At 50.8% G+C, this 25,518-nt stretch carries 15 protein-coding genes; 11 read left to right on the forward strand and 4 right to left on the reverse strand.

Annotated elements, in window-relative coordinates; translation table 11 throughout:
• Positions 1-58 precede the first annotated feature (58 nt).
• Positions 59-1,237: a M20 metallopeptidase family protein gene (locus QOX44_RS15235; RefSeq protein WP_283684349.1), complete on the forward strand. Its 1,179-nt coding sequence runs from the start codon at positions 59-61 to the stop codon at positions 1,235-1,237.
• Between the two features lie 2 nt (positions 1,238-1,239).
• Here QOX44_RS15235 and aroA read toward each other — a convergent pair whose 3' ends face one another.
• Complete coding sequence (gene aroA / locus QOX44_RS15240) at positions 1,240-2,577, reverse strand: 3-phosphoshikimate 1-carboxyvinyltransferase (RefSeq protein ID WP_283684350.1); 1,338 nt, start codon at positions 2,575-2,577, stop codon at positions 1,240-1,242.
• A gap of 180 nt (positions 2,578-2,757) precedes the next feature.
• Here aroA and QOX44_RS15245 point away from each other — a divergent pair, with 180 nt between their 5' ends.
• From QOX44_RS15245 to QOX44_RS15275, 7 genes are all read left to right on the forward strand, one after another.
• A complete protein-coding gene (locus QOX44_RS15245) occupies positions 2,758-3,822 on the forward strand; it encodes an endonuclease/exonuclease/phosphatase family protein (protein WP_283684351.1) in 1,065 nt (354 codons plus the stop codon).
• 124 nt (positions 3,823-3,946) lie between these two features.
• Positions 3,947-4,195, forward strand: a complete 249-nt coding sequence (locus QOX44_RS15250) for a kinase (protein ID WP_283684352.1) — start codon at positions 3,947-3,949, stop codon at positions 4,193-4,195.
• A 148-nt stretch (positions 4,196-4,343) separates the two neighbouring features.
• On the forward strand, positions 4,344-5,093 hold the full coding sequence (locus QOX44_RS15255) for an ABC transporter ATP-binding protein (RefSeq protein ID WP_283684353.1): 750 nt from the start codon (positions 4,344-4,346) through the stop codon (positions 5,091-5,093).
• Complete coding sequence (locus QOX44_RS15260; protein WP_283684426.1) at positions 5,093-6,013, forward strand: SufB/SufD family protein; 921 nt, start codon at positions 5,093-5,095, stop codon at positions 6,011-6,013. Before QOX44_RS15255 ends, QOX44_RS15260 begins: the two co-directional genes overlap by 1 nt.
• Before the next feature lie 181 nt (positions 6,014-6,194).
• Entirely contained in the window at positions 6,195-8,735 is a 2,541-nt protein-coding gene (locus QOX44_RS15265; RefSeq protein WP_283684355.1) for a heavy metal translocating P-type ATPase, read from the forward strand.
• A gap of 89 nt (positions 8,736-8,824) precedes the next feature.
• On the forward strand, positions 8,825-10,090 hold the full coding sequence (locus tag QOX44_RS15270) for an alanyl-tRNA editing protein (protein ID WP_283684356.1): 1,266 nt from the start codon (positions 8,825-8,827) through the stop codon (positions 10,088-10,090).
• Positions 10,091-10,138: 48 nt separating this feature from the next.
• Entirely contained in the window at positions 10,139-11,161 is a 1,023-nt protein-coding gene (locus tag QOX44_RS15275; RefSeq protein WP_283684357.1) for an aldo/keto reductase, read from the forward strand.
• Positions 11,162-11,324: 163 nt separating this feature from the next.
• On the opposite strand, the gene QOX44_RS15280 is transcribed toward QOX44_RS15275, so the two are convergent.
• Complete coding sequence (locus QOX44_RS15280; RefSeq protein WP_283684359.1) at positions 11,325-11,657, reverse strand: helix-turn-helix transcriptional regulator; 333 nt, start codon at positions 11,655-11,657, stop codon at positions 11,325-11,327.
• 180 nt (positions 11,658-11,837) lie between these two features.
• Between QOX44_RS15280 and QOX44_RS15285 the strand changes: the two genes are divergently transcribed.
• Positions 11,838-14,768: a leucine-rich repeat protein gene (locus tag QOX44_RS15285; protein WP_283684361.1), complete on the forward strand. Its 2,931-nt coding sequence runs from the start codon at positions 11,838-11,840 to the stop codon at positions 14,766-14,768.
• Between the two features lie 361 nt (positions 14,769-15,129).
• Here QOX44_RS15285 and QOX44_RS15290 read toward each other — a convergent pair whose 3' ends face one another.
• A complete protein-coding gene (locus QOX44_RS15290; RefSeq protein ID WP_283682841.1) occupies positions 15,130-16,377 on the reverse strand; it encodes an IS30 family transposase in 1,248 nt (415 codons plus the stop codon).
• Positions 16,378-16,664: 287 nt separating this feature from the next.
• Here QOX44_RS15290 and rpoB point away from each other — a divergent pair, with 287 nt between their 5' ends.
• Both rpoB and rpoC read left to right on the forward strand, forming a co-directional pair.
• The gene (rpoB, locus tag QOX44_RS15295) at positions 16,665-20,507 is read left to right on the forward strand and encodes a DNA-directed RNA polymerase subunit beta (RefSeq protein ID WP_283684362.1); all 3,843 of its coding nucleotides are present in this window, start codon (positions 16,665-16,667) and stop codon (positions 20,505-20,507) included.
• Between the two features lie 21 nt (positions 20,508-20,528).
• On the forward strand, positions 20,529-24,269 hold the full coding sequence (rpoC, locus tag QOX44_RS15300; protein WP_283684364.1) for a DNA-directed RNA polymerase subunit beta': 3,741 nt from the start codon (positions 20,529-20,531) through the stop codon (positions 24,267-24,269).
• A gap of 111 nt (positions 24,270-24,380) precedes the next feature.
• Here rpoC and QOX44_RS18130 read toward each other — a convergent pair whose 3' ends face one another.
• A complete protein-coding gene (locus QOX44_RS18130) occupies positions 24,381-25,421 on the reverse strand; it encodes a VanZ family protein (protein ID WP_331488431.1) in 1,041 nt (346 codons plus the stop codon).
• Between the last annotated feature and the right edge of the window lie 97 nt (positions 25,422-25,518).

Here is a 25,518-nt window from a genome sequence, read left to right on the forward strand (position 1 = left end):
GGGGAACAGACTGCTTTGGGAAGGATGCAGAGGAAAAGAGCGGAGGAAAAGGGCAGGAATGAAAAGAAATTTGGAGGCGGGAAATACCGCGCATGAGGAGGCAGCAAAAACGTACAGGGAAGAGCTGCTGCGTCTGCGCCGCTGGCTGCACAGCCATCCGGAGCTGTCCATGCAGGAGCGGCAGACCAGCCGTTTTATTGCGGATTATCTCGAAGGTCTGGGGATCCCCTGCCGGATCCCCGGGGAGACTGGTGTGATCGGGACGCTGATGGCGGGGGAGGCTCTTCCTACGCTTGCGATCCGGGCGGAGATTGATGCGCTTCCGGTCTGTGAAAATACGGGGCTTTCGTTTTCCTCGGTATATCCGGGGCGGATGCACGCATGCGGACATGATGCGATCACAGCTGTCGTGCTCAGTCTTGCAAAGCTTTTGTCAGAGCATGTGGAAAAGCTGCGGTACAATATCCGTTTTCTGTTTGAACCGGCTGAGGAGACTGGGGAGGGGGCGCGGTATCTGATCGCGAACGGCGCTTTTGAGGAGCCGCGTCCTGAGGCTGTCCTGATTTTTCATTTTGCAAATCAGGAGACGCGTTCTATGGAGATCCAGCAAAGCATATCGACTGCGGCGGTAGGCGGGCTGCAGATCCATGTGAGCGGAAAGGCAAGCCACTGGAGCCAGCGCAGCGACGGGATCGATGCGCTGTACGCGGCATCGCGCGCAGTGGTGGCGATCCATGAGATCAACGAAGGCTTTCAGACGCAGTTTCCGTTTGTTCTGGGATTTGGGAGGATGGAGGCAGGTACCGGCGGGAATATCATGGCGGCAGACGCGCAGCTGAAGGGATCGCTGCGCGCATTTACAGAGGGGGACTTTGAGGCGGTTCTTCAAGAGCTGGATCAGAGACTGGCGCAGATTTCGGGAGAGACTGGCGCGGATATCCGCCTGGAGCTGACGAAAAAAATCCCCCCGATCATAAATGATGCAGCTCTCGTAAAAAAAGGTGCAAGGATCGGGAGGAAGCTGTTTGGAGATCAGTTTTTTATAGGGGAAAAGCCATTCCTTGTCGGAGACAATGCGGCCTGCTATATGCAGCAGATACCGGGAATGCGCTGCGTCTTCCTGGCAGGCAAGGCAGGGCAGACGGTATATCCGATCCACAATCCCGGCTTTGATATAGATGAGTCGGTCATGGAGGATGCGCTGCATTTTCTGTATCGCTTCTGCTGTGAAGGCTGAGGTCAGATGTTTAGCCGGGAGATAGTCTCTTCCAGCACTTCAAAATAGTTTTCGAAGGTTTTTCGGCAGCACATGGGATCGCTGATGCGGATACCGCAGGCGCACAGACCGATCAGAGAAAAGCCCATAGCCATACGGTGGTCATCATACGTCTCTACAGTGCATGCACACGGACTGCCAGGATAGATGGTCAGATCCGTCTGTGTTTCGGCGCACTGGATCCCCATTTTTTTAAGCTCTGTCGTGATAGCAGCCATGCGGTCGCTCTCCTGATAACGGATATGTCCGATATTGCGGATAGTAGTCGGAGAGTCAGCGAATACGGCGACTGCGGCCAGTGTGATCGCCTGATCGGAGCAGGCAGACATATCTGCATCGATTCCGTGCAGGACTCCATCTGCAGGGGGCAGGAGAAGGATGCCGTGTTCTTCTTCCAGAAGCGAGCAGCCCATCGCTTCGAGCAGCCTCAGAAAGGCGATATCTCCCTGCAGGGAGGAGAAGGATACGCCGCGCACGACAAGCGGGACGCCAAGAAGCGCGCCCATTGCATAAAAATAACATGCGGCAGATACATCAGGCTCGATCTCGTACGTCCTGGCGCGGTACGTCTGTTCCCCGGAAAGGACAAAGCATGCATCGGACGGATGACGCACCGTCACGCCGAACTGCTGCATCATAGCCTCTGTCATTTTTATGTAGGACATGCCATGCGTGCCTGTTATATGGATCGTTATGTCCTGCTGCGCAAGACCGGCGGAGATCAGAAGCGCACTTAAAAACTGGCTGCTGCTGCCGATGTCTACCGTCAGCTCGCTGCTGCAAAAGCCGTGCCCTGTCAGAGTGAAAGGAAAGAAGCCTTCTCTGTCGGCAAAGGTGATCTCACATCCGAGCCCGCGCAGGGAATCCAGAAGAGGCGCCATCGGCCGTCTGCGCATCTGCGGTGATGCGTCCATATGGTAAGTACCTTTTGCGGTGCCCAGACAGGCGCTTAAAAAGCGCGCGGCGGTCCCGGCGCTTCCGACATATACAGAGGCTTCCTCCAGCGGGATCTGGCCGCCAAGTCCTGTGACGGAAACAGTCTGGTCCGTCTCATTTATGCAGACCTCAAAACCCAGGGACTGCAGGCAGGCCAGGAAATGGCGGGAATCATCACTGAACAGTACGCCGTGCAGGACAGATACGCCGTTTGCGAGCGCAGCGAGGAGGAGCGCCCGGTTTGTAATGCTTTTTGAGCCGGGTACGGATACCATGACGGGATCCGGGGGCACTGTCGGAGACGGTATAGCAGAACCGGCTTTCCGGGGCCGGATGCAGGGAACTTCATAAATTGTTTTATCCATAAGAACTCCTTTCAGATGGCAGTATCAAGTGTCCCTATTTTATAACAGGTCTGGGGGATCATGCAACTGCTAATCCGTTCAGAAGCGCCGGTCAGGTGCAAAAGAGAAAAAGGGCAGCCGGAAGAAAAAGCCGGACGGTCAGAGGGAAAAATATATAAAAAGAAAAACGGGAGAGAAAAAATGAAAAGAGCAGGAAAGATAATCGGACTGGTACTGTGCGTTTTGGCGCTGCTTCTGGCGGCGGCAGTCATTTACCTGACTGTGCGGGAGTATCGCCCGGAGCCGGTGGAGGAGGTTGCAGCTTCAAAAGGAAAGAAAAAAATCGGAGTCGGAGAGGAATTTACCGTCCTGAGCTTTAATACAGGATATGCGGGACTGAGCAGGGATGAGGATTTCTTCATGGACGGCGGGAAAAAGGTACAGCCGGAAAGCAGAGAGCTGGTGCAGGAAAATCTGGAGGGGATCAGCAGGATCTTAAAAGAGCAGGAAGTAGATGTATACTTTTTGCAGGAGGTAGACCGGGACTCAAAGCGGTCCTATCGGATCGATGAACAGGCAGCCTATGAAGCGGCGCTTGGGTATCAGGGAATGTATGCGTGCAATTTCCGCTGCGACTTTGTGCCATATCCTCTGCCGCCGATCGGGAAGGTTGAGAGCGGGCTTGTGACCATGACGCCGTATGAGGTCGGGCAGGCTTTTCGCATCGCGCTGCCGGAGTCTTTTACCTGGCCGGTAAAGACCTGTAATTTAAAGCGCTGTATGCTGGAGTGCCGTCTCCCGGTGGAAGGCAGCGAGAAAGAGCTTGTGCTGATCAATTTCCATCTGGAAGCGTATGACAGTGGCGAAGGCAAGATCGCCCAGAGCAGGATGCTGGCAGAGAAGCTGAAGGAAGAGTATGAAAAAGGGAATTATGTGATCGCAGGCGGTGATTTCAATCAGACATTTGAGGGAATGGAGAAATATCCGATCCATGATAAAGAAAACTGGGTGCCGGGAGTCGTCGGGGCGGATGACATTCCGGAGGGATTTTCCTATGCAGTATCCGATAACGTGCCGACCTGCCGGCTGCTGAATGCGCCGTACAGCGGCAATTATCAGGATTCGCAGGTGTATGTGATAGATGGTTTTATCCTGTCAGATAATGTAGAGCTGGTCAGCGTGGAAAATATAGATACTGATTTTCAGTATACGGATCATCAGCCGGTCAGGATGCAGGTGCGGCTGCGGGAAAAACAGGCAGAATAGAGAAGATCCGGAATACGCCTGTTTTGGCATAAGTTGTCCACATTGACATATGAGAAAACTAACGTATAATAATAGTGGCACGATCACAAAGCATACTTTGTGCGGAGAAAGTGAGGAGGATACCATGCGTTTAGAGCGTGTGCAGGAAGCATTGCGGCAGAAAAAAATTTCATTTGCTTATACGCAGGAGGATGGCTGTGGAAGTCTGGATTTTCTGTTCCGCGGACTGAGCTTTCATGTATGGGAGTACTACGATGGCGTATGGGGAGCAGAGACGAATGTGTTCAATGTCGGGAGGAGTCAGGATCTGGAGGGCGATTATGAAGAAGTGATCGCGCAGGAGATTCTTTCCTGGCCGGATATGATCGCATGACCGGATGTGCCGGAGGCAGACAGGCAAAAGTGCGCGAGGAAGCGGCGCGGCTGCAGGCGATAGAAAAAAGTACAGATCCCATCTTGATAGATGGAAGGATTTTCATTATAATAAATGCCGAAAACATCGGAAAGAAAAGGTGAAAAAGATGCTGGAGTTAAAGGATGTGTCGTTTGAGGTATCAGACGAAAAGGAACAAAAGGATATTTTGAGGAATATTAATCTCAGGATCGATGAAAAGAAATTTGTAGTGATCACCGGACCAAACGGCGGCGGAAAATCAACGCTTGCCAGGCTGATCGCAGGTATTGTACAGCCGACTTCGGGACGGATTTATTTTGACGGCGTAGATATTACGGACAAGAGTATTACGGAGCGCGCGCGGATGGGGATCAGCTTTGCCTTTCAGCAGCCGGTGCGTTTTAAGGGGATCCAGGTGCTTGATCTGATCCGCATGGCGGTAGGAAAGCGAGTGAGTGTGGCAGACGCGTGCAAGTACCTCTCTGAGGTGGGACTTTGCGCGAAGGATTATATCAACAGAGAGGTAAACGGAAGTCTTTCCGGAGGAGAGCTTAAGCGCATTGAGATCGCAACGGTGCTGGCCAGAGGGACAAGGCTTTCGGTCTTTGATGAGCCGGAGGCCGGTATTGATCTGTGGAGCTTCCAGAATCTGATCCAGGTATTTGAGCGGATGCAGGAGCGTATCGAGCACGGCTCCATTCTGGTCATTTCTCATCAGGAGCGTATTTTGAATATTGCGGATGAGATCGTGGTGATCGCAGACGGAAGGATCGTGCAGCAGGATACGAGAGAGGCAGTGCTCCCGAATCTGCTGGGGACCGCTTCGGCTGTAAATGTATGTGAGGGATTCTATCAGGGAAAAGGAGGAGAGCGATGATGCTGGATGAGATTCAAAAGAGGCTGATCGAGGAAGTCGCTGATCTTCATGAGGTGCCGGAAGGCGCGTACAATATCCGCGCGAACGGCCAGATGGCAGCCAGAAACACAACGGCGAATATTGATATTGTGACGAAGGAGGACGGCAGCGGTATTGATATCCGCATTGCGCCGGGTACGAGACATGAGAGTGTGCATATCCCGGTCGTCCTGAGCCAGAGCGGGATCAGGGAGACGGTATATAATGATTTTTATATCGGCGAGGACAGTGACGTCGTGATCGTGGCAGGCTGCGGTATTGACAACTGTGGTACGCAGGATTCTCAGCATGACGGGATCCACCGCTTTTATGTAGGGAAAAATGCACGCATCAAATACGTGGAAAAGCACTATGGAGCCGGGGATGGAGCCGGAAAGAGGATCCTGAATCCGGGGACAGAGGTCTATATGGAGGAAGGCAGCTACATGGAGATGGACATGGTCCAGATCAAAGGGGTTGATTCCACCGTGCGTGACACGAAGGCAGAGCTGGCAGAGGGCGCGAAGCTGATCGTGCGCGAGCGTCTGATGACGCACGGCAGCCAGAGCGCAGTCAGCAACTATGCAGTCAGTCTGAACGGAGAAAATGCCAGCGCAGATGTGATTTCCCGCTCGGTAGCAAGAGACGCTTCTTATCAGAAATTTGATTCACGGATCATCGGCAATGCGCCGTGCAGCGGTCATACTGAGTGCGATGCGATCATTATGGACAACGCGCGGATCCTGGCTGTTCCGCAGCTTGAGGCGAATGATCTGGATGCGGCGCTGATCCATGAGGCGGCGATCGGAAAGATTGCAGGCGAGCAGATCATCAAGCTGATGACGCTGGGACTGACGGAGGAGGAAGCCGAGGAGCAGATTGTAAATGGTTTCCTGAAATAAAAGACAGAAATACCGGAGACTCTTATAGATACGGGAGATGCTCCGGTATTTTTTTGAAGGCACATTTGGCTGCGAAAACTTCTGTCATAAAAACCTTGCAAAATACCTGACGGGGGTATATAATGAAAAAAGATACCGGATAGGGGTATAAAAGTTCGTGGCTTCGGAAGGAGGAGATGCGATGAAACAGTATCATGTAACAGGTATGAGCTGCGCGGCATGCAGCGCGCGGGTTGAGAAAGCGGTTGCAGGGCTGCCCGGTGTGACGGCGTGCTCGGTCAGTCTGCTGACGAACTCTATGGGCGTGGAGGGGGATGCGACTGCGCAGCAGGTCATTGCAGCTGTGGAGGCTGCCGGGTACGGAGCGTCGGAAAAGGGCGCGCCAGGTCCGGCGCAGGGAGAAAAAAGCGGCGTGAATCTGGCACAGGAATACGAAGATATGCTGCAGGACCGGGAGACGCCGGCGATGAAGCGGCGCCTGGTTGCCTCTCTTGTGCTGCTGCTCCCGCTGATGTATGTGTCTATGGGGCATATGATGTGGGGCTGGCCGCTTCCGGCTGTGCTGGCAGATAATCATGTGTCTATGGGACTTGTACAGCTTCTTTTTACGGCAGCCATTATGGTGATCAACCAGAAATTTTTTGTCAGTGGTTTTAAGGGACTTCTCCACCGGGCGCCGAATATGGATACGCTGGTGGCGCTGGGCTCCGGCGCGTCATTTCTATACAGCACGTACGCGCTCTTTGCGATGAGTGATGCGCAGCTGCACGGCGACATGGCAGGCGTGATGCGCTATATGCATGAGTTCTACTTTGAGTCGGCGGCGATGATCCTGACGCTGATCACAGTGGGGAAGATGCTGGAGGCGCGCTCCAAGGGAAAAACGACAGATGCCCTGAAAGGGCTGATGAAGCTGGCTCCCAGGACAGCTGCTGTGCTGCGGGATGGACAGGAGGTCACAGTAGGTATTGAGGAGGTCCGTATCGGCGATCACTTTGTCGTGCGGCCGGGGGAAAACATCCCGGTAGATGGCGTTGTCATAGCAGGCAGCAGCGCTGTCAATGAGTCTGCGCTTACGGGAGAGAGTATCCCGGTGGACAAGGAGGCGGGAGATCCCGTTTCGGCAGCTACGGTGAACCAGTCGGGATTTCTTGAGTGTGAGGCAACGAGGGTCGGAGAGGATACGACGCTCTCTCAGATCATCCAGATGGTCAGCGACGCGGCTGCTACGAAAGCGCCGATCGCGAAGGTGGCAGATAAGGTATCGGGTGTGTTTGTGCCGGTCGTGATCGCAATTGCGGCAGTGACGATCCTGATATGGCTGCTCGCAGGACAGAGCATTGGCTTTGCACTGGCCCGGGGGATATCAGTTCTTGTGATCAGCTGTCCGTGCGCGCTTGGTCTGGCGACGCCGGTAGCGATCATGGTAGGAAACGGTATGGGTGCAAAGCACGGGACGCTGTTCAAGACTGCAGTATCTCTGGAGGAGACAGGAAAGGTCGAGATCGTGGCGCTTGACAAGACGGGGACGATCACAGGCGGTGAACCTGAGATCACAGATATTCTGGCAGCAGAAGGGACAACGCGGGAAGAGCTTCTGGAGCTGGCGTGTGCACTGGAGCAAAAAAGTGAGCACCCGCTTGCAAAGGCAGTCATAAGGTATGCGAAGGAGACGGGACTTGTGATGCGGGAGATTACTGATTTTCAGGCGGTGCCGGGCAATGGCCTGACAGGGACTCTGGACGGCGCAGCGCTGGCAGGGGGGAATCTGACGTTTATCCGTACAAAGGCAGATATCCCGCAGGCCTCGCAGGAAGAAGCGATGCGGCTGGCAGAGGAGGGAAAGACTCCGCTGTTTTTTGCAAGAGACGGAAAGCTTGCGGGCGTGATCGCCGTTGCGGATATGATCAAGGAAGACAGCCCGGAGGCCGTGCGCCAGCTCAGAAATATGGGGATCCGCGTCGTGATGCTTACCGGGGACAATGAGCGGACCGCAAAGGCGATCGGAGCGCAGGCGGGCGTAGATGAGGTGATCGCCGGTGTGCTTCCGGACGGAAAAGAAAGCGTGATCCGCGCTCTCAGGGAGCAGGGAAGGGTCGCAATGGTGGGTGACGGGATCAATGATGCCCCGGCGCTTACGCGGGCAGATATCGGTATCGCGATCGGCGCAGGCACCGATGTGGCGATCGACGCTGCGGATGTGGTGCTGATGAAGAGCAGGCTGCTGGATGTACCGGCAGCGATCCGGTTAAGCCGCGCGACCCTGCGGAATATCCACGAAAATCTGTTCTGGGCGTTTATTTACAATATCATCGGTATTCCGCTGGCAGCAGGTCTGTGGTATCCGCTGTTTGGCTGGAAGCTCAATCCGATGTTCGGAGCGGCGGCAATGAGCTTATCAAGCTTCTGTGTTGTAACAAATGCATTGCGCTTAAACCTGTTTTCGATGTATAATACAGCAAAAGATAAAAAAATCAGTCATAAAAATAAAACAGTAAAGGAGAAGAATACAATGGAAAGAACGATGAAGATTGAAGGCATGATGTGCGGACATTGTGAGGCAAGAGTGAAAAAAGTACTGGAGGCGCTGCCGGAGGTAGACGAGGCAGTGGTCAGCCATGAGTCAGGGACTGCCGTAGTGAAGCTGAATGCCGAGATCGCAAATGACGTGCTCAAAAAGGCAGTGGAAGAGCAGGATTATAAGGTGACAGAGATCGCATAAGGATCAGCTGCGGGCGGGATGCTGCAAAATCATCGGGAGTCTTTCCGGGTGATGCGCAGCATCCCATTTCTACATTTACGAGGTGACAAATGATGCAGGAAAAAACGATAGAGCAGGCGGCAGTTTCGACGCAGCGCCTGTATTATGAGGACAGCCACAAAAGCGAATTTACAGCGACAGTACTTGCGTGCAGGGCGTATAAGGACAAATACGGTATCCTGCTTGACCGCACATCATTTTTCCCGGAGGGCGGAGGACAGTTTGGAGATACCGGATGGCTCTGCAAAAAGGGAGAGGAGGGTGAGAATGCGCAGGAGCTGCAGACCCGGAGAGAGCAAAAGGCTGTCGCAGTGCTTGATACGCAGGAGAAGGACGGCATGATCTGGCATGTGACGGATCTGCCGCTTGAGGCAGGCGATGAGGTGGCGGGACGCCTTGATTTTGAGAAGCGGTTTGACCGGATGCAGCAGCACAGCGGGGAGCACATCCTCTCGGGTATTGTGCACCGCCTGTATGGGCTGGATAATGTCGGATTTCATCTTGGCGAGGAGCTGACAACGCTTGATTTTAATGGAGAGCTCTCCAAAGACCAGGTGCGCACGGTCGAGACACTGGCAAATCAGGCGGTGTTTGCCGATCTTCCGGTAGAGGTGCTGTATCCGGCGAAGGAGGAGCTCGCAGCTTTGGAGTACCGGAGCAAGATCGAGATAGAGGGACAGGTGCGGATCGTGCAGATTCCCGGTGTCGACCGGTGTGCCTGCTGTGCTCCGCATGTCGGCAGGACAGGAGAGATCGGTCTGATCAAGATCCTTTCCTGTGAGCGCCATCGCGGCGGCTGCCGTATGGTGATGGTGAGCGGGAGCAGAGCGCTTCAGGATTATATGCAAAAGCAGGAGAGCGTTGAGGCGGTATCTGTCGCGCTTTCCGCAAAGCAGGAGGCCGTCGCGCAGGCCGTTTTGCACCAGAAGGAACAGATCAGCGCGCTGCGGGAGCAGCTCAACCGGCTTCAGGCAGCCTCTTTGTCCGGACAGCTTGAACAGATCAGGCCGGATCAGCAGGACGTCTGTCTCTTTGTTGAGGATTTTGATATGATCGCAGTGAGGAGCTTTGTGAATCAGGCGATGGAACGGTGCAGTGGCCTGTGTGCGGCATTTGAAGGCACAGAAGAGGAGGGGTATCACTATATTATCGGAAGCAGCCGGCTGGATACGAGGACTGCTGCCAAAGCTCTGAGGGAGAGCTTTGGCGGGAAAGGCGGCGGCAGACCGGAGATGGTACAGGGCTTTGTGTGCGGCAAAGAGCAGGAGATCCGGGCGCTGCTTGCCCGGTGCGCAGCAGAGCAGACCGGCGAATGAGGCAGAATGCATGACAGAGAAAACAGAAAAAGAAGGGGAGGAATCCACATGAAAACAGTAAGACTGGGAAAAACAGAGATCGTGACAAATAAAAACGGCTTCGGCGCGCTTCCGATCCAGCGCATCAGCGATGAGGATGCGGTAAAAATCGTACGGAGAGCCTATGACAGTGGCGTGACGTTTTTTGATACCGCGCGGTTCTATACAGACAGTGAGCACAAGCTTGGTCTGGCGCTTTCGGAGGTCAGAGATCAGGTGTACATAGCTTCTAAGACAGCGGCAGTAAGGCCGGAGGACTTCTGGAAGGATCTGGAGACAACGCTTACAAATCTGAAGACGGACCATCTGGATATTTATCAGTTCCACAATCCGTCCTTTTGCCCGAAGCCGGGAGACGAAAGCGGCGTATATGAGTGTATGCTTGAGGCGAAAAAGCAGGGAAAGATCCTGCACATCGGTATCACAAACCACCGTTTAGGCGTCGCGCGTGAGGCGATAGCTTCGGGGCTGTATGAGACGCTGCAGTTCCCGTTCTGTTATCTGGCGACCGAGGATGATATCGCGCTTGTGCATGCATGTAAGGAGAAGGATATGGGCTTTATTGCGATGAAAGCGCTCTCGGGCGGCCTGATCACAAACTCTGCCGCGGCGTATGCGTTTGAAGTGCAGTTTGACAATGTGCTGCCGATCTGGGGTGTGCAGCGTATGCGTGAGCTGGAGGAGTTCCTTTCTTATATTGAGACTCCTCCGGTGATGACCGATGAGCTGCGTGCGCTGATCGAGAAGGACAGGAAAGAGCTGATGGGAGATTTCTGCCGGGGCTGCGGCTACTGCATGCCGTGTCCGGCCGGTATAGAGATCAACAACTGTGCCCGGATGTCCCTGATGATCCGCCGCGCGCCGTCGGATGCGCAGCTGACCGGAGAGATGCAGGCAAAGATGATGAAGATCGAGGAATGTCTGCATTGCAACCAGTGCATGAGCAAATGTCCATATCATCTGGACACGCCAAAGCTGCTGGAAAAGAATCTGAAAGATTATAAAGAGATCCTTGCGGGAAAGGCGTACTGACGCCTGTAAAAACAGTTCAGCCATACAAAAAGTATACAGAAAATCTTCGTTTTCAAACAAATTTGGATTCAGATTTTTGTAACTTTGTGCATGGCTGAATTTTATAAAAACGTAATTTTGAAAATCCTGTAAAATGCAGAAGAAAAAGTGAGTCTGTAAAAAATCAGGAGCCCTGCATATGAGCCAGATAACCATCGATATAGGCTTTGACTTTTTCACGCCCTGTCAGATCGAGCTTTCGGAACGCCTGAATAAGTGCTATTTCTTCTTCTTTTAGAGAATTTACTTGCAATGGTTCATATCTGTTGCTGGAAAGACCGAGGATATAATCAATGTTGGCGTTGAATATTTCGCGCAATTTTAATAGTGATTTTACACTTGGAAAATATTTTCCCATTTCATATGCACTGATGGTCTCTTGTGAAACTTCCAACTCAATGCTAAGACGGACCTGTGTAATTCCTTTTTCTTCTCTTAATTCCCGAATTCGATTCATGAAAAATTCCTTTTTTGATTTATATTACAAGTTTAGTTTATGAAAAGTAGAATTTAATATTCTAAAATATACAAGTTTAACTTGTAAAGAAAACAGGTGTATATTATAATGAAAAAGAAGGAGTATGGAAGATAAACTATTATCTTGAAGAAAAAGTATTGAACAGGGAGGAGAATGGTGATGAAAGTTAAAAAGAGCTGTATGAGGTTATTGATTATTGTGATAATCACAAGCATTTGGTTTATGTCAGTGAATACTTTGCAATCGAAGGCAGCGCCAATTTCGGCAGGAGAAGTGCAGACACGTTTAAGTTCTGTAATGAAACAGTATCCTAAGGGTTCTTTGTGGACACAGAGTTTTGCGGGCGGTTCGCAATGCTATGCATTTGCACACAAAGTATTTAATACGATTTTTGAACGCGGCAGCAGACAGGTGGGGAATGGCGCACTTTCCAGCAATAGTACCTGTTACAAATTGAATAATGTTGCATCAGATATAACGACGATAGGAACTCTGGCACCGGGATACTCTCTGGCAAGTTTGGAATCGTTACTTGAAAAGGCGGCTCCGGGTGACTATATACAGGTAAAAAGAAATGGATCAGGGGGACCGCATTCCATGATTGTAGTTAATGTGAATGCAGGGTCAAATACTATTGAGATATACGATGCAAATGCAGTAGCCCAAAATACAGTGGGGCATTATACACAAACCTTTGATTATTTTAAACAGAGAAACGCAGGGGTTTCGGTATATCGATATAAGGATTATATCAAAGGACATAACCCAGAGGGTGCATGCGATATCACAGGGATAGCAGGTGGAATTAAAATAACTGGTTGGGCATTGGACAAGGATAGAAAGTCAGAGGCCTTATCGATACATGTTTATGTGGGGGGACCAGCAGGTAAAGGAGAGTCACATGCAATTGCGGCAAATGTATATAGACCAGATGTTCCCGTTAATTTGGCAGATCCTGCTTTAGGAAATTATCATGGAATTGATAGCGTTATTCGTACACAAAAAACAGGAAAACAAGAGGTGTATGTGTATGCTATCAATGTGGGGGCTGGAACGGATCATACGATAATTGGACATACGACAATAAATATACCAAAAGATACAGAAAAACCTAAAATTGCAAATGTTAAAGTGTCGAACATTACGAAGGATAGCTATACAGTTTCATTTACCGCAACAGATAATGTGGGAATTGACAAGGTTTGGTTGCCTTCATGGTCAGTGAATAATGCTCAAGATGATATTAAAGATGAATCGTATACAAAATCGGGAAATACCTATTCGTTTCAAGTAAAACGTTCTGTGCACAAAAATGAGTGTGGACCGTATCGAAGTGATATATATGTTTATGACAAGGCGGGCAATTATAATTGGGCGACAGTAAATGAAGCAGGGGTGTCGCTTTTACATTATGAAGTGACTGATCCAGCTGTGTCAGCGACATGTACAACAGCCGGAAAGACAGCCGGAAAGCACTGCTCAGTATGTAAAAAAGTAATCACAGCCCAGAAAACGGTACCAGCGAAAGGGCATATGGAAGTAGTCGATCCAGCTGTGTCAGCGACATGTACAACGGAAGGCAAGACGGAAGGAAAGCACTGCTCAGTGTGTAAAAAAGTAATTACAGCACAGAAAACGGTACCGGCAAAAGGACATACAGAGGTAATCGATCCGGCAGTGGAAGCAACGTGTACGACGGCAGGAAAGACGGCAGGCAAGCATTGTTCAGTATGTAAAAAAATAATTACGGAACAGCAAACTGTACCGGCAAAGGGACATACAGAAGTAGTCGATCCGGCAGTGGAAGCAACGTGTACGACGGCAGGAAAAACGGCAGGCAAGCATTGTTCAGTATGTAAAAAAGTAATTACAGAACAGCAAACCGTACCGGCAAAGGGACATACAGAAGTAGTCGATCCGGCAGTGGAAGCAACGTGTACGACGACGGGAAAGACGGCAGGCAAGCATTGTTCAGTATGTAAAAAAGTAATTACAGAACAACAAACCGTACCGGCAAAGGGACATACAGAAGTAGTCGATCCGGCAGTGGAAGCAACGTGTACGACGGCGGGAAAAACGGCAGGTAAGCATTGTTCTGTATGTAATGCAGTGATAACGGCGCAGCAGGTAGTTCCGGCGAAAGGACATACAGAAGTAATTGATCCGGCGGTATCAGCAACGTGTGCAACAGCAGGAAAGACCGCAGGAAAACACTGTTCCGTATGTGGCGCAGTGTTGGCAGTACAGCAGACGATTTCTGCGAAGGGGCATTATTACGGAAATGGTGTAATTACAAAAGAAGCAACGGAGTATGCTACCGGTATTATGACATATATATGTAATACGTGTGGCGATAGGAAAACAGAGATAATTCCAAAGAAAGTTTCCAAGCCGCAGGATAAGCCTTCAATAGAGAAACCATTTGAACCTACTCGTCCGGCAGTGCCGCAAAGACCCGCGGAGACAGAAAAGCCGTTACAGTATCCGGAATCTGAAAATAAAGTATTGCCACAGGGCACGGTATTGCGCGACAGTACGAGTGAGGGAATCTATCGGGTGGCATCTTCGGGGGCGACACAAAAAGAAGTAACCTATGTGGGAACGACACAAAAAGGTTCGACTGTAAAAATTCCGAATACTGTAGTTTTGCAAGGTGTAAAATATGATGTGACAGTGATTGCGCCGCATGCTTTTGCAGGAAATAAAAAGCTGAAAAAGGTAGTGATCGGAGCAAATGTTGCAGTGATAGGGGATAATGCATTCAGTAATTGCGTTAATCTGAATTCAGTTGAGCTTGGGAAGAATGCGAAAGTGATAGGAAACAAAGCTTTCTATAAGTGTAGTAAGCTGAAAAAGATTAAAATTCCTGCACGAGTTGAAAAAATAGGAAAACAGGCATTTTATGGTTGCAAAAAATTGTCGCAGATCACAATTCAGACAAAGAAGCTGAGCACAAAAAAAGTAGGGCAAAAGGCATTTGAGAAAATCTATGATAAGGCAACAGTAAAAGTGCCCGGAAGTAAAATGAAAACGTATAAGAAGGTTTTGAGGGCAAAGGGAATCAGCGCAAGGGTAAAAATAAAAAAGTAAGCTGAAAAGGAAACTCTGTAATCGGTAAAAGGTTGCAGGGTTTTCTTTTCTAAGAGCGATTTTTGAAAAATTTTGGAGCAGGTGAATTATAAAAGTAACTTCCGGTTGTAAAAGTAACGTCCGGATGAAAGAGAAACTTCTGTTTTCAGGCAGGAAAACGGAAGTTTTTCTTGCCTAAAAGACTTTTTTTGTGTAAACTTTAAGTACAGTTCCGCTTTTTTGCGCATGCAAAGCGGAGCAAAGGGAGCTTTTTCTTTTTTTGTGAAAGACAAAGTTCCGTTGCCCAGAAGAATACATATGGGACGTGTGTTCATAGGGGCAAAATTAATGGTGTAAGGATAAGTCAGCGGTTGTGGCTGGCTTATTCTATTTTCAGCAGATACGGCTGAAGCGTTACGGAATCCGGTTCGATCCGTCTGACACCCAGCTTATGCAGCAGCGTTTCCCCATAAAAGAAGGAAAAGACCTCATAAGGAGTTCTTCCGCCTAATACCTTTCGTGGAACGGAATTGATATGATCGAACATAAGATTCAGATCTTTCTGCGTCAGGTGTTCGAGATTCCGCTGGTTCGGAAGGATATTCCGGACATAGTTGTGGTTATTTTCTACATGAGGTTTCTGGCTTGGTGTCTGTGGGTCGCAATAAAAGATATTTGTCCGTATCTGTCCGCTCTTTGGATTCTGTTCAAAGAGGGAGACTTTTTCAAACTCTGTCCCACGGTCAGTGAGGATCAGGGAAAAGAGGCGGAAATAGTCGATGCCGAGAAGCTCCTGAAGGAAATCTAAGGCAGAAGCCATGGATTCCGAAGTTTTTTCCTGATGGAGGAATCCGATCATAAGTCCGGTATTCTGAAAAGAAAAGGTCTGGATATAAGGTCCTTGCGGTTGGTTGTACAGAGTATCCATCTCCGTTGTCGGGATGGAAGGATTGTCGGCAAGAAACGCGAGATAGTCTGAAAACTTATGCCCCTCATAGTTGACCGGCTCTCTGCGTTTTTTCAGCTTTTTGCGTTCGCGCATGGAAACCTGTCTGCGCAGAGAGAAGTTATCAACGCCAAAGTCTTTAAAAACGCCGCCTTCGATGTAGGTGTAGAGGGATTTTACCGAAAGGGAGAGTTCCGGATGGTTAGCAAGGATCTGATAAAGGGACTGCCCTTTTTTGAGGAGCGGGGCAATGGTTTGTGCAATGAGTAGACGTTGCGGCTCTGAAAGATTAACGCCCTGTCTGGAATCGGACAGGTGAAAGAGATAATCTTCGTGAGCATGACTGGCGTTGTAGAAGTAATGATCCAGCCGGCAGTGTTTGATGTCCGGACAATGGTTGCAGGCGCCGACGGAGCGGTCACGCAGGGAACAGGACTGTTCGGCATAGGACGGGCAGGCTTCAGAACAGTATTTACGGGGTTTGCTGCACTGTTTAAAGTTTGAACAGATGACAGGTGAATTGAAGCGGTTGCGTGGTTTTAAGGTTCTATGCTTTTTGATTTCTTTTGCAATGGTAGTCGGATCTTTGTGGAGGGAACGGGCAATGGCTGTTTTGGACAAGCGCTTTTCGATGCCCTCCTGGATTATTTTTCTTTCTTCTAAGGTTAAATGTTTTGCTCTCATTATGTACATCCTTTCTCCCATGAACATCACAGGAAGAGGATAACCGGAAATAAGTCTTTCATAAAGCCTTAATGAAAAACAAGCTTCCGGAAGTGCGAAGAAGAACCGGAAGTTACTTTTACATTTCTCGAAATTTTGGAGCAAGAAAAATTTGGGTAAAAAACTCTTGACAGCTACCTTTGGTTGCGATAAAATGTAAGTTGCACTATTGTGCGGGATTATGCCCAATGGTATAACTATGCCCAAAAGTAGATTCAGACTGCAGAAAGAACAGAGGTGAAACATCAATGGAGAAAAACAGGATACGTCCTATTACAAATGGTAAAGGATTTCGTATGAGTTACTCGCGGCAGAAAGAGGTTCTCGAAATGCCGAATCTTATTGAAGTTCAGAAAGACTCTTATCAGTGGTTTCTGGATGAGGGACTCAAAGAAGTCTTTGATGATATCTCACCGATTGAAGACTACAGCGGCAAGCTGAGCCTTGAGTTTGTGGATTTTAAATTGTGTGAGGACGATAAAAAATACTCGATTGAGGAGTGTGTGGAGCGTGATGCCACGTATGCCGCACCGCTGAAGGTCAGAGTACGTCTTCGCAATAAGGAGAATGACGAGATAAGCGAGCATGATATTTTCATGGGTGATCTTCCGCTGATGACCGCGACAGGTACGTTCGTGATCAATGGAGCGGAGCGTGTTATTGTCAGCCAGCTTGTGCGTTCTCCGGGTATCTATTATGCGATCGCCCATGATAAGCTGGGCAAGAAGCTGTATTCCTGTACCGTGATTCCGAACCGCGGCGCTTGGCTTGAATATGAGACAGACTCCAATGATGTTTTCTATGTGCGCGTTGACAGGACGAGAAAGGTACCGGTTACGGTTCTGATTCGTGCACTCGGTATCAGTTCTAATGCAGAGATTATAGATCTGTTCGGCGAGGAGCCGAAGATCGTGGCGACACTGGCAAAGGATACTTCCGAGAATTATCAGGAAGGTCTTCTTGAACTGTATAAGAAGATCCGTCCGGGTGAGCCGCTTGCAGTAGAGAGCGCTGAGAGCCTCATTATGAGTATGTTCTTTGACCCGCGCCGCTATGATCTGGCGAAGGTGGGAAGATACAAGTTCAATAAAAAGCTGCTGCTGCGCAACCGCATCACAGGTCATATACTCGCAGAGGATGTCATTGATATGACAACCGGCGAGATCATCGCGCAGGCCGGCACAGAGGTGACGCGCGAGATGGCCGATGAGATCCAGAACGCAGCGGTTCCGTACGTGATGATCCGTACGGAGGAGCGCGACGTAAAGGTTCTCTCCAGCATGATGGTAGATCTGCGCAGCTATGTGGACTGCGATCCGCATGAGCTTGGCATTACAGAGTTAGTATACTACCCGGCTCTCGAGAAAATACTGGAAGAAAATGACAATGCAGATGATATCAGGGATGCTATCAGAAAATCAGTGCACGAGCTGATTCCGAAGCACATCACAAAAGAGGATATCATCGCTTCTATCAACTACAATATCCATCTGGAGTACGGCATCGGAAATGACGATGATATCGACCATCTCGGAAATCGTCGTATCCGTGCGGTGGGCGAGCTTTTGCAGAACCAGTACCGCATCGGTCTGTCCAGACTGGAGAGAGTCGTACGCGAGCGTATGACGACACAGGAGATCGAGGGGATCTCCCCGCAGTCTCTGATCAATATCAAGCCTGTGACAGCAGCGGTAAAGGAGTTCTTCGGTTCTTCCCAGCTGTCTCAGTTCATGGATCAGAACAACCCGCTTGGTGAGCTGACGCACAAGAGACGTCTCTCCGCTCTGGGACCGGGTGGTCTGTCCAGAGACCGTGCAGGATTCGAGGTGCGAGACGTACATTATTCCCACTATGGAAGAATGTGCCCGATCGAGACTCCTGAGGGACCGAACATCGGTCTGATCAACTCACTGGCTACGTATGCAAGAATCAATGAGTACGGCTTTGTAGAGGCGCCGTACCGCAAGATAGATAAAACAGATCCGAAGAATCCGCGCGTCACAGAAGAGGTTGTTTACATGACAGCGGACGAAGAGGATAATTACCATGTAGCGCAGGCGAACGAGGCGCTGGATGAGGAAGGACATTTCATCCGTAAAAATGTTTCCGGTCGTTACCGCGAGGAGACACAGGAGTACGAGAGAAGCATGTTTGATTACATGGACGTCTCTCCGAAGATGGTATTCTCTGTCGCTACGGCGCTGATCCCGTTCCTGGAGAACGATGATGCGAACCGCGCTCTGATGGGATCGAACATGCAGCGTCAGGCGGTGCCGCTTCTTAAGACAGAGGCGCCGGTTGTCGGTACAGGTATGGAGGTCAAGACGGCAGTCGACTCCGGAGTCTGCGTGCTTGCAAAGCATGCAGGTGTGGTAGAACGCTCCGAGTCCAACCGGATCATTGTAAAGACAGACGATGGTATGAGAGATGAGTATCATCTGATGAAGTTCGTACGAAGCAACCAGAGCAACTGCTACAATCAAAGACCGATCGTCTTTAAGGGCGAGCGCGTGGAGCAGGGCCAGGTGATCGCGGACGGAGCGTCTACGTCAAACGGCGAGATCGCGCTCGGAAAGAACCCGCTGATCGGTTTCATGACCTGGGAGGGTTACAACTACGAGGATGCCGTCCTTTTAAGTGAAAAGCTTGTCATGGATGATGTGTATACATCTGTTCATATTGAAGAATACGAGGCGGAGGCGCGTGATACAAAGCTCGGACCGGAGGAGATCACAAGAGATGTTCCGGGTGTCGGCGATGATGCGCTCAAGGATCTCGATGAGAGAGGTATCATCCGCATTGGAGCAGAGGTACGTGCAGGAGATATTCTGGTCGGAAAGGTGACTCCGAAGGGAGAGACAGAGCTTACGGCGGAGGAGCGTCTGCTGCGTGCGATCTTCGGCGAGAAGGCGCGCGAGGTAAGAGATACTTCTCTGAAGGTGCCGCACGGCGAGTACGGTATCGTTGTAGACGCAAAGGTATTTACACGCGAGAATGGCGATGAGCTGGCTCCGGGAGTAAATCAGGCGGTCCGCATTTACATTGCTCAGAAGAGAAAGATCTCTGTCGGAGACAAGATGGCCGGCCGTCACGGAAACAAGGGTGTCGTTTCCCGTGTGCTTCCGGTAGAGGATATGCCGTTCCTTCCGAACGGACGTCCGCTTGATATCGTGCTGAACCCGCTGGGCGTGCCGTCCCGTATGAATATCGGACAGGTGCTTGAGATCCATTTAAGCCTTGCTGCAAAGGCGCTCGGCTTTAACGTGGCTACGCCGGTATTCGATGGAGCGAACGAGAACGATATTATGGACACTTTGGATCTTGCGAATGATTACGTAAATCTTGAGTGGGAAGAATTTAAAGAAAAGCACGGAGACGAGCTGCTTCCGGAGGTCCTGGATTATCTGTATGAGAACAGAGATCACAGAGCGCTGTGGAAGGGCGTGCCGATCTCCAGAGATGGTAAGGTGCTTCTGCGCGACGGCCGTACGGGCGAGTATTTCGACAGCCCGACAACGATCGGACACATGCATTATCTGAAGCTGCACCATCTGGTAGACGATAAGATCCACGCACGTTCTACAGGTCCGTACTCACTTGTTACGCAGCAGCCGCTGGGCGGTAAGGCACAGTTCGGCGGACAGCGTTTCGGAGAGATGGAGGTATGGGCGCTTGAGGCATACGGCGCATCCTATACCCTTCAGGAGATCCTGACTGTGAAGTCGGATGACGTGGTCGGACGTGTGAAGACCTATGAAGCGATCATCAAGGGTGACAATATCCCGGAACCGGGTATTCCGGAATCCTTTAAGGTACTTCTCAAAGAGCTTCAGTCTCTCGGACTGGACGTCAAGGTATTGCGGGAGGACAATACAGAGGTAGAGATCATGGAGACTGCCGATTACGGCGAGACAGATCTTCGCTCTGTGATCGAGGGCGACCGCAGATACCGTGATAAGGAAGAGGACTCTCTTGGCAACTACGGCTTCAGCCGCCAGGAATTTGAAGGCGAGGAGCTGGTCGATGTGGAGGAAGACAGCGACGAAGACTTTTTGGAAGAAATGGAAGAAACTTTTGACGACGAAGAGTAACGTGTGAAAGGAGTACCATCAATGCCAGAGACAACAAACAATGAGGCATATCAGCCGATGACGTTTGATGCGATCAAGATCGGCCTTGCATCTCCGGACAAGATCAGAGAATGGTCTCACGGAGAGGTAAAGAAGCCGGAAACTATAAATTACCGTACATTAAAGCCGGAGAAGGAGGGACTTTTCTGCGAACGCATTTTCGGACCGAGCAAGGACTGGGAGTGCCACTGCGGAAAGTACAAAAAGATCCGTTATAAAGGCGTTGTGTGCGACCGCTGTGGAGTAGAAGTGACGAAGGCTGCCGTGCGCCGTGAGCGTATGGGGCATATCGAGCTTGCCGCACCGGTCTCCCATATCTGGTATTTTAAGGGCATCCCTTCCAGAATGGGTCTGATACTGGATCTTTCCCCGCGTACACTGGAGAAGGTTCTGTATTTTGCAAACTATATCGTGCTGGATCCGGGGACAACGGATCTGCACTACAAGCAGGTGCTCACAGAGCGTGAGTTCCAGGAGGCACGCGAGAAATGGGGCAGCAGCTTCCGCGCCGGCATGGGCGCCGAGTCGATCAAGGAGCTTCTGGAAGCGATCGACATGGAAAAAGAGGCTGCAGAGTTAAAGCGCGGACTCAAGGAATCCACCGGACAGAAGCGGGCAAGGATCATCAAGAGACTTGAGGTCGTAGAAGCATTCCGCGAATCCGGCAACCGCCCGGAGTGGATGATCATGACGGTCATCCCGGTCATTCCGCCGGATCTGCGTCCGATGGTACAGCTCGACGGAGGACGTTTCGCTACGTCTGACTTAAATGACCTGTACCGCCGTATCATCAACAGAAACAACCGTCTGAAAAGACTGCTGGAGCTTGGCGCTCCGGATATCATCGTCCGCAACGAGAAGCGTATGCTGCAGGAGGCGGTCGATGCGCTGATCGACAACGGCCGCCGCGGCCGTCCTGTCACAGGACCGGGCAACCGCGCTCTGAAATCCCTGTCTGACATGCTCAAGGGTAAGTCCGGACGTTTCCGTCAGAACCTGCTCGGCAAGCGTGTTGACTATTCCGGACGTTCCGTTATCGTCGTAGGACCGGAGCTTAAGATCTATCAGTGCGGTCTGCCAAAGGAGATGGCGATCGAGCTGTTTAAGCCGTTCGTTATGAAAGAGCTTGTAGCCAACGGTACATCGCACAACATTAAAAATGCAAAGAAGATGGTAGAGCGTCTGCAGCCGGAGGTGTGGGACGTACTCGAGGAAGTCATCAAAGAGCATCCGGTTATGTTAAACCGTGCTCCTACACTGCACCGTCTTGGTATTCAGGCATTTGAGCCGATCCTCGTAGAGGGTAAGGCGATCAAGCTGCATCCGCTCGTATGTACAGCGTTCAACGCCGATTTCGACGGAGACCAGATGGCTGTACATCTTCCGCTGTCCGTAGAGGCTCAGGCAGAGTGCCGCTTCCTCCTGCTTTCTCCGAACAACCTGTTAAAGCCGTCTGATGGAGGTCCGGTTGCCGTTCCGTCTCAGGATATGGTACTTGGTATCTACTATCTGACGCAGGAGAGACCGGGCGCGCTTGGCGAGGGCAAGTTCTTCAAGAGCGTAAATGAGGCGATCCTCGCATATGAGAACAAGGCGGTCACACTGCAGACGCGCATTAAGGTGCGGATGCAGAAGAAGCTTGAGGATGGTACAGTGATCTCTGATGTCGTAGAGTCTACACTGGGCCGCTTCCTCTTCAATGAGATCCTTCCGCAGGATCTTGGCTTTGTGGATCGTACGATCCCGGGCAATGAGCTCAAGCTTGAGGTTGATTTCCTGGTAGGAAAGAAGGGCCTGAAGCAGATCCTTGAGAAGGTCATCAATACACACGGCACGACAAAGACGGCCGAGGTGCTTGACCTGATCAAATCAACCGGATACAAGTATTCTACAAGAGCAGCGATGACGGTATCTATTTCGGATATGACCGTGCCGCCGGAGAAGCCGCAGCTGATCCAGAAGGCACAGGATACGGTTGACCGTATCACACGCAACTACAAGCGTGGTCTTATCACAGAAGAAGAGCGTTACAAAGAAGTCGTTGAGACATGGAAAGAGACAGATGATATCCTGACGAAAGCCCTGCTTGACGGACTTGACAAATACAACAATATTTACATGATGGCGGACTCCGGTGCGCGTGGTTCTGACAAGCAGATCAAGCAGCTTGCCGGTATGCGTGGTCTGATGGCAGATACGACCGGTCACACGATCGAGCTTCCTATCAAGTCAAACTTCCGTGAAGGTCTTGACGTACTGGAATACTTCATGTCTGCGCATGGTGCGCGTAAAGGTCTGTCCGATACGGCTCTTCGTACAGCGGACTCCGGTTACCTGACAAGACGTCTCGTAGACGTATCTCAGGAGCTGATCGTGCGCGAGATCGACTGCTGTGAGGGCAGAGACGAGATCCCGGGCATGTATGTACAGTCATTTACTGACGGCCGTGAGGAGATCGAAAATGTTCAGGAGCGTATCACGGGAAGATTCTCCTGTGAGACGATCAAAGATAAAAATGGCGAAGTGATCGTAAAGGCAAACCATATGATCACACCGAAGCGTGCGGCGCGTATCATGAAGGATGGCGTGGATGCGGAAGGAAAGCCGTATCAGAAGATCAAGATCCGTACGATCCTGACCTGCCGCTCTCATGTCGGCGTCTGCGCAAAATGCTACGGCGCAAACCTGGCTACCGGCGAGCCGGTACAGGTAGGTGAATCTGTAGGTATCATTGCAGCACAGTCGATCGGTGAGCCGGGTACGCAGCTTACGATGCGTACGTTCCATACAGGCGGTGTTGCCGGTGGAGATATCACACAGGGTCTTCCCCGTGTCGAGGAGCTTTTTGAGGCGAGAAAGCCGAAGGGTCTTGCGATCATCACAGAGATCGCAGGTGTGGCTACGATCCGCGATACGAAGAAGAAGCGTGAGATCATCGTAACAAATAATGAGACAGGAGAGTCAAAGACATACCTGATCCCATATGGTTCCAGGATCAAGGCTGTCGATGGCGCTTATCTGGAAGCCGGAGATGAGCTGACAGAAGGTAGCGTGAATCCGCATGACATCCTCAAGATCAAGGGTGTAGAGGCGGTTCAGGACTATATGCTGCGCGAAGTACAGCGTGTATACCGTCTGCAGGGTGTTGAGATCAACGACAAGCATATCGAGGTGATCGTGCGCCAGACACTCAAAAAGATCCGCGTAGAGGACAATGGCGATACGCAGTTCCTTCCGGGTACGCTCGTGGATATTCTGGACTTTGAGGATGAGAATGAGCGGATGATCGCAGAGGGCAAGCAGCCGGCAGAGGGCAAACGTGTCATGCTCGGTATCACAAAGGCTGCGCTTGCGACAAACTCCTTCCTGTCTGCAGCGTCCTTCCAGGAGACGACAAAGGTACTGACAGAAGCAGCGATCAAGGGTAAGGTGGATCCGCTGATCGGTCTGAAGGAGAATGTTATTATCGGTAAGCTGATTCCGGCTGGTACTGGTATGAGACGTTATCGCGATGTTCAGATCGATATTTCCGGTACGGATGATTACAAGTATGATCTTGCCAATGCCAGAAAGAAGCTGGAGGAAGAAAAAGAGCAGGAGCTGCTCGACGAGCTGATCGATGATCCGGAGCTGCCGGAGGAGAATCTGGAAGCAGATGTCCAGGATGATATTCTGGAGGAGGATGCAGAGGAGATCCTGATCGGCGAAACGACAGAGGAATAAACAGCCAGCGTCGGATGACAATAAAAAAGATATAGTTCAGGGGGCTTCCGCTTTACGATATACGGTAAAGCGGAAGCCCCCTGATTACTTTTCAGCATATTTATCATATGGTCAGGAATGCGAAGAATCGTTATGTGATTTGCGTTCTGCTTTTTGTTCCTTCAAATCGTGCATCAGCTTTTTCAGAGATAAATCTTCAGAAAGCCGGTCAGAGGATTCACGCTCTGGTCTGCGGTAAGGCGGCTGTGTCGGAGCGTAATAACCGCCAGGATTGCCATAGCCGTCAGGAGCGTCGTAGCCGCCAGGATTGCCATAGCCGTCAGGAGCGCCGCAGCCGTTTGGACTGCCATAGCCGTCAGGAGCGCCGTAGCCGTTTGGACTGCCATATCCGCCAGGAGCGCCGTAGCCATTTGGACTGCTATAGCCGCCAGGAGCGCCGTAGCCATTCGGAATGCCATAGCCATCTGGAGCACCGCTGCGGGTCTGTCTGTTTTTTCTGGAAAAACGTTTTTTCTTGTCTGTGCTGTCGCCGGATGTGCCGTATGGCGGATAATAGGATACTGGCTGTGCGTCAGCGTTCCCGCCGTATGGTGCATTTGGATAGGGCGGATACGGATAAGGCGGAGCCTGGTACGGCGGAACTTCTGCGTATGCCTTCTTTTTCTTTCCGAACGGACGGAAAATGGTCTTGCGCCCGGTCCATCCGATGATCCGTACCAGGATGATCCCCCAGAATACGCCGAAGGAATCGATCAGCACATCACGTTTGGACGGCCCGCGTCCTGCGACGTAGGACTGGTGGTATTCGTCTCCGCAGGCAAAGGCGACGCAGAGAAAACCGGCGACAAGCATCAGCCAGATGCCGCGCAGTCCATATACATACAGCGGAAAGGAGACTGCCACAGCCAGCGCAAAGTATTCTGTCATGTGAGCAATTTTTCGAATCACTCCATGAAAACGTACGGCTAGACTGTCGATCTCCCATGGCTCAAAGTCTGCTCCGAGTATTTCCCCGCCTACCTCGACCAGCTTGTAGCTCACCTTGTAGCTTAGCTGGGATGATGTAGTTCCGTCCTGTGCGGAAAAGGTAAAGATCATATACATCAGACACAGAGCAGGCAGGAATGAAAGTGGTTTTAATAATTTGATCATAATCATACTCCCTTACATAGATCTGCTGTAGATCTGCCTGTTAATATGCAGTTGCTCCGGCATCGGGACGCGGACCTTGCGGACCTCCTGTGCGCGG

Source organism: Parablautia sp. Marseille-Q6255 (assembly GCF_951230155.1).
Classification (GTDB): Bacteria; Bacillota; Clostridia; order Lachnospirales; family Lachnospiraceae; genus Choladousia.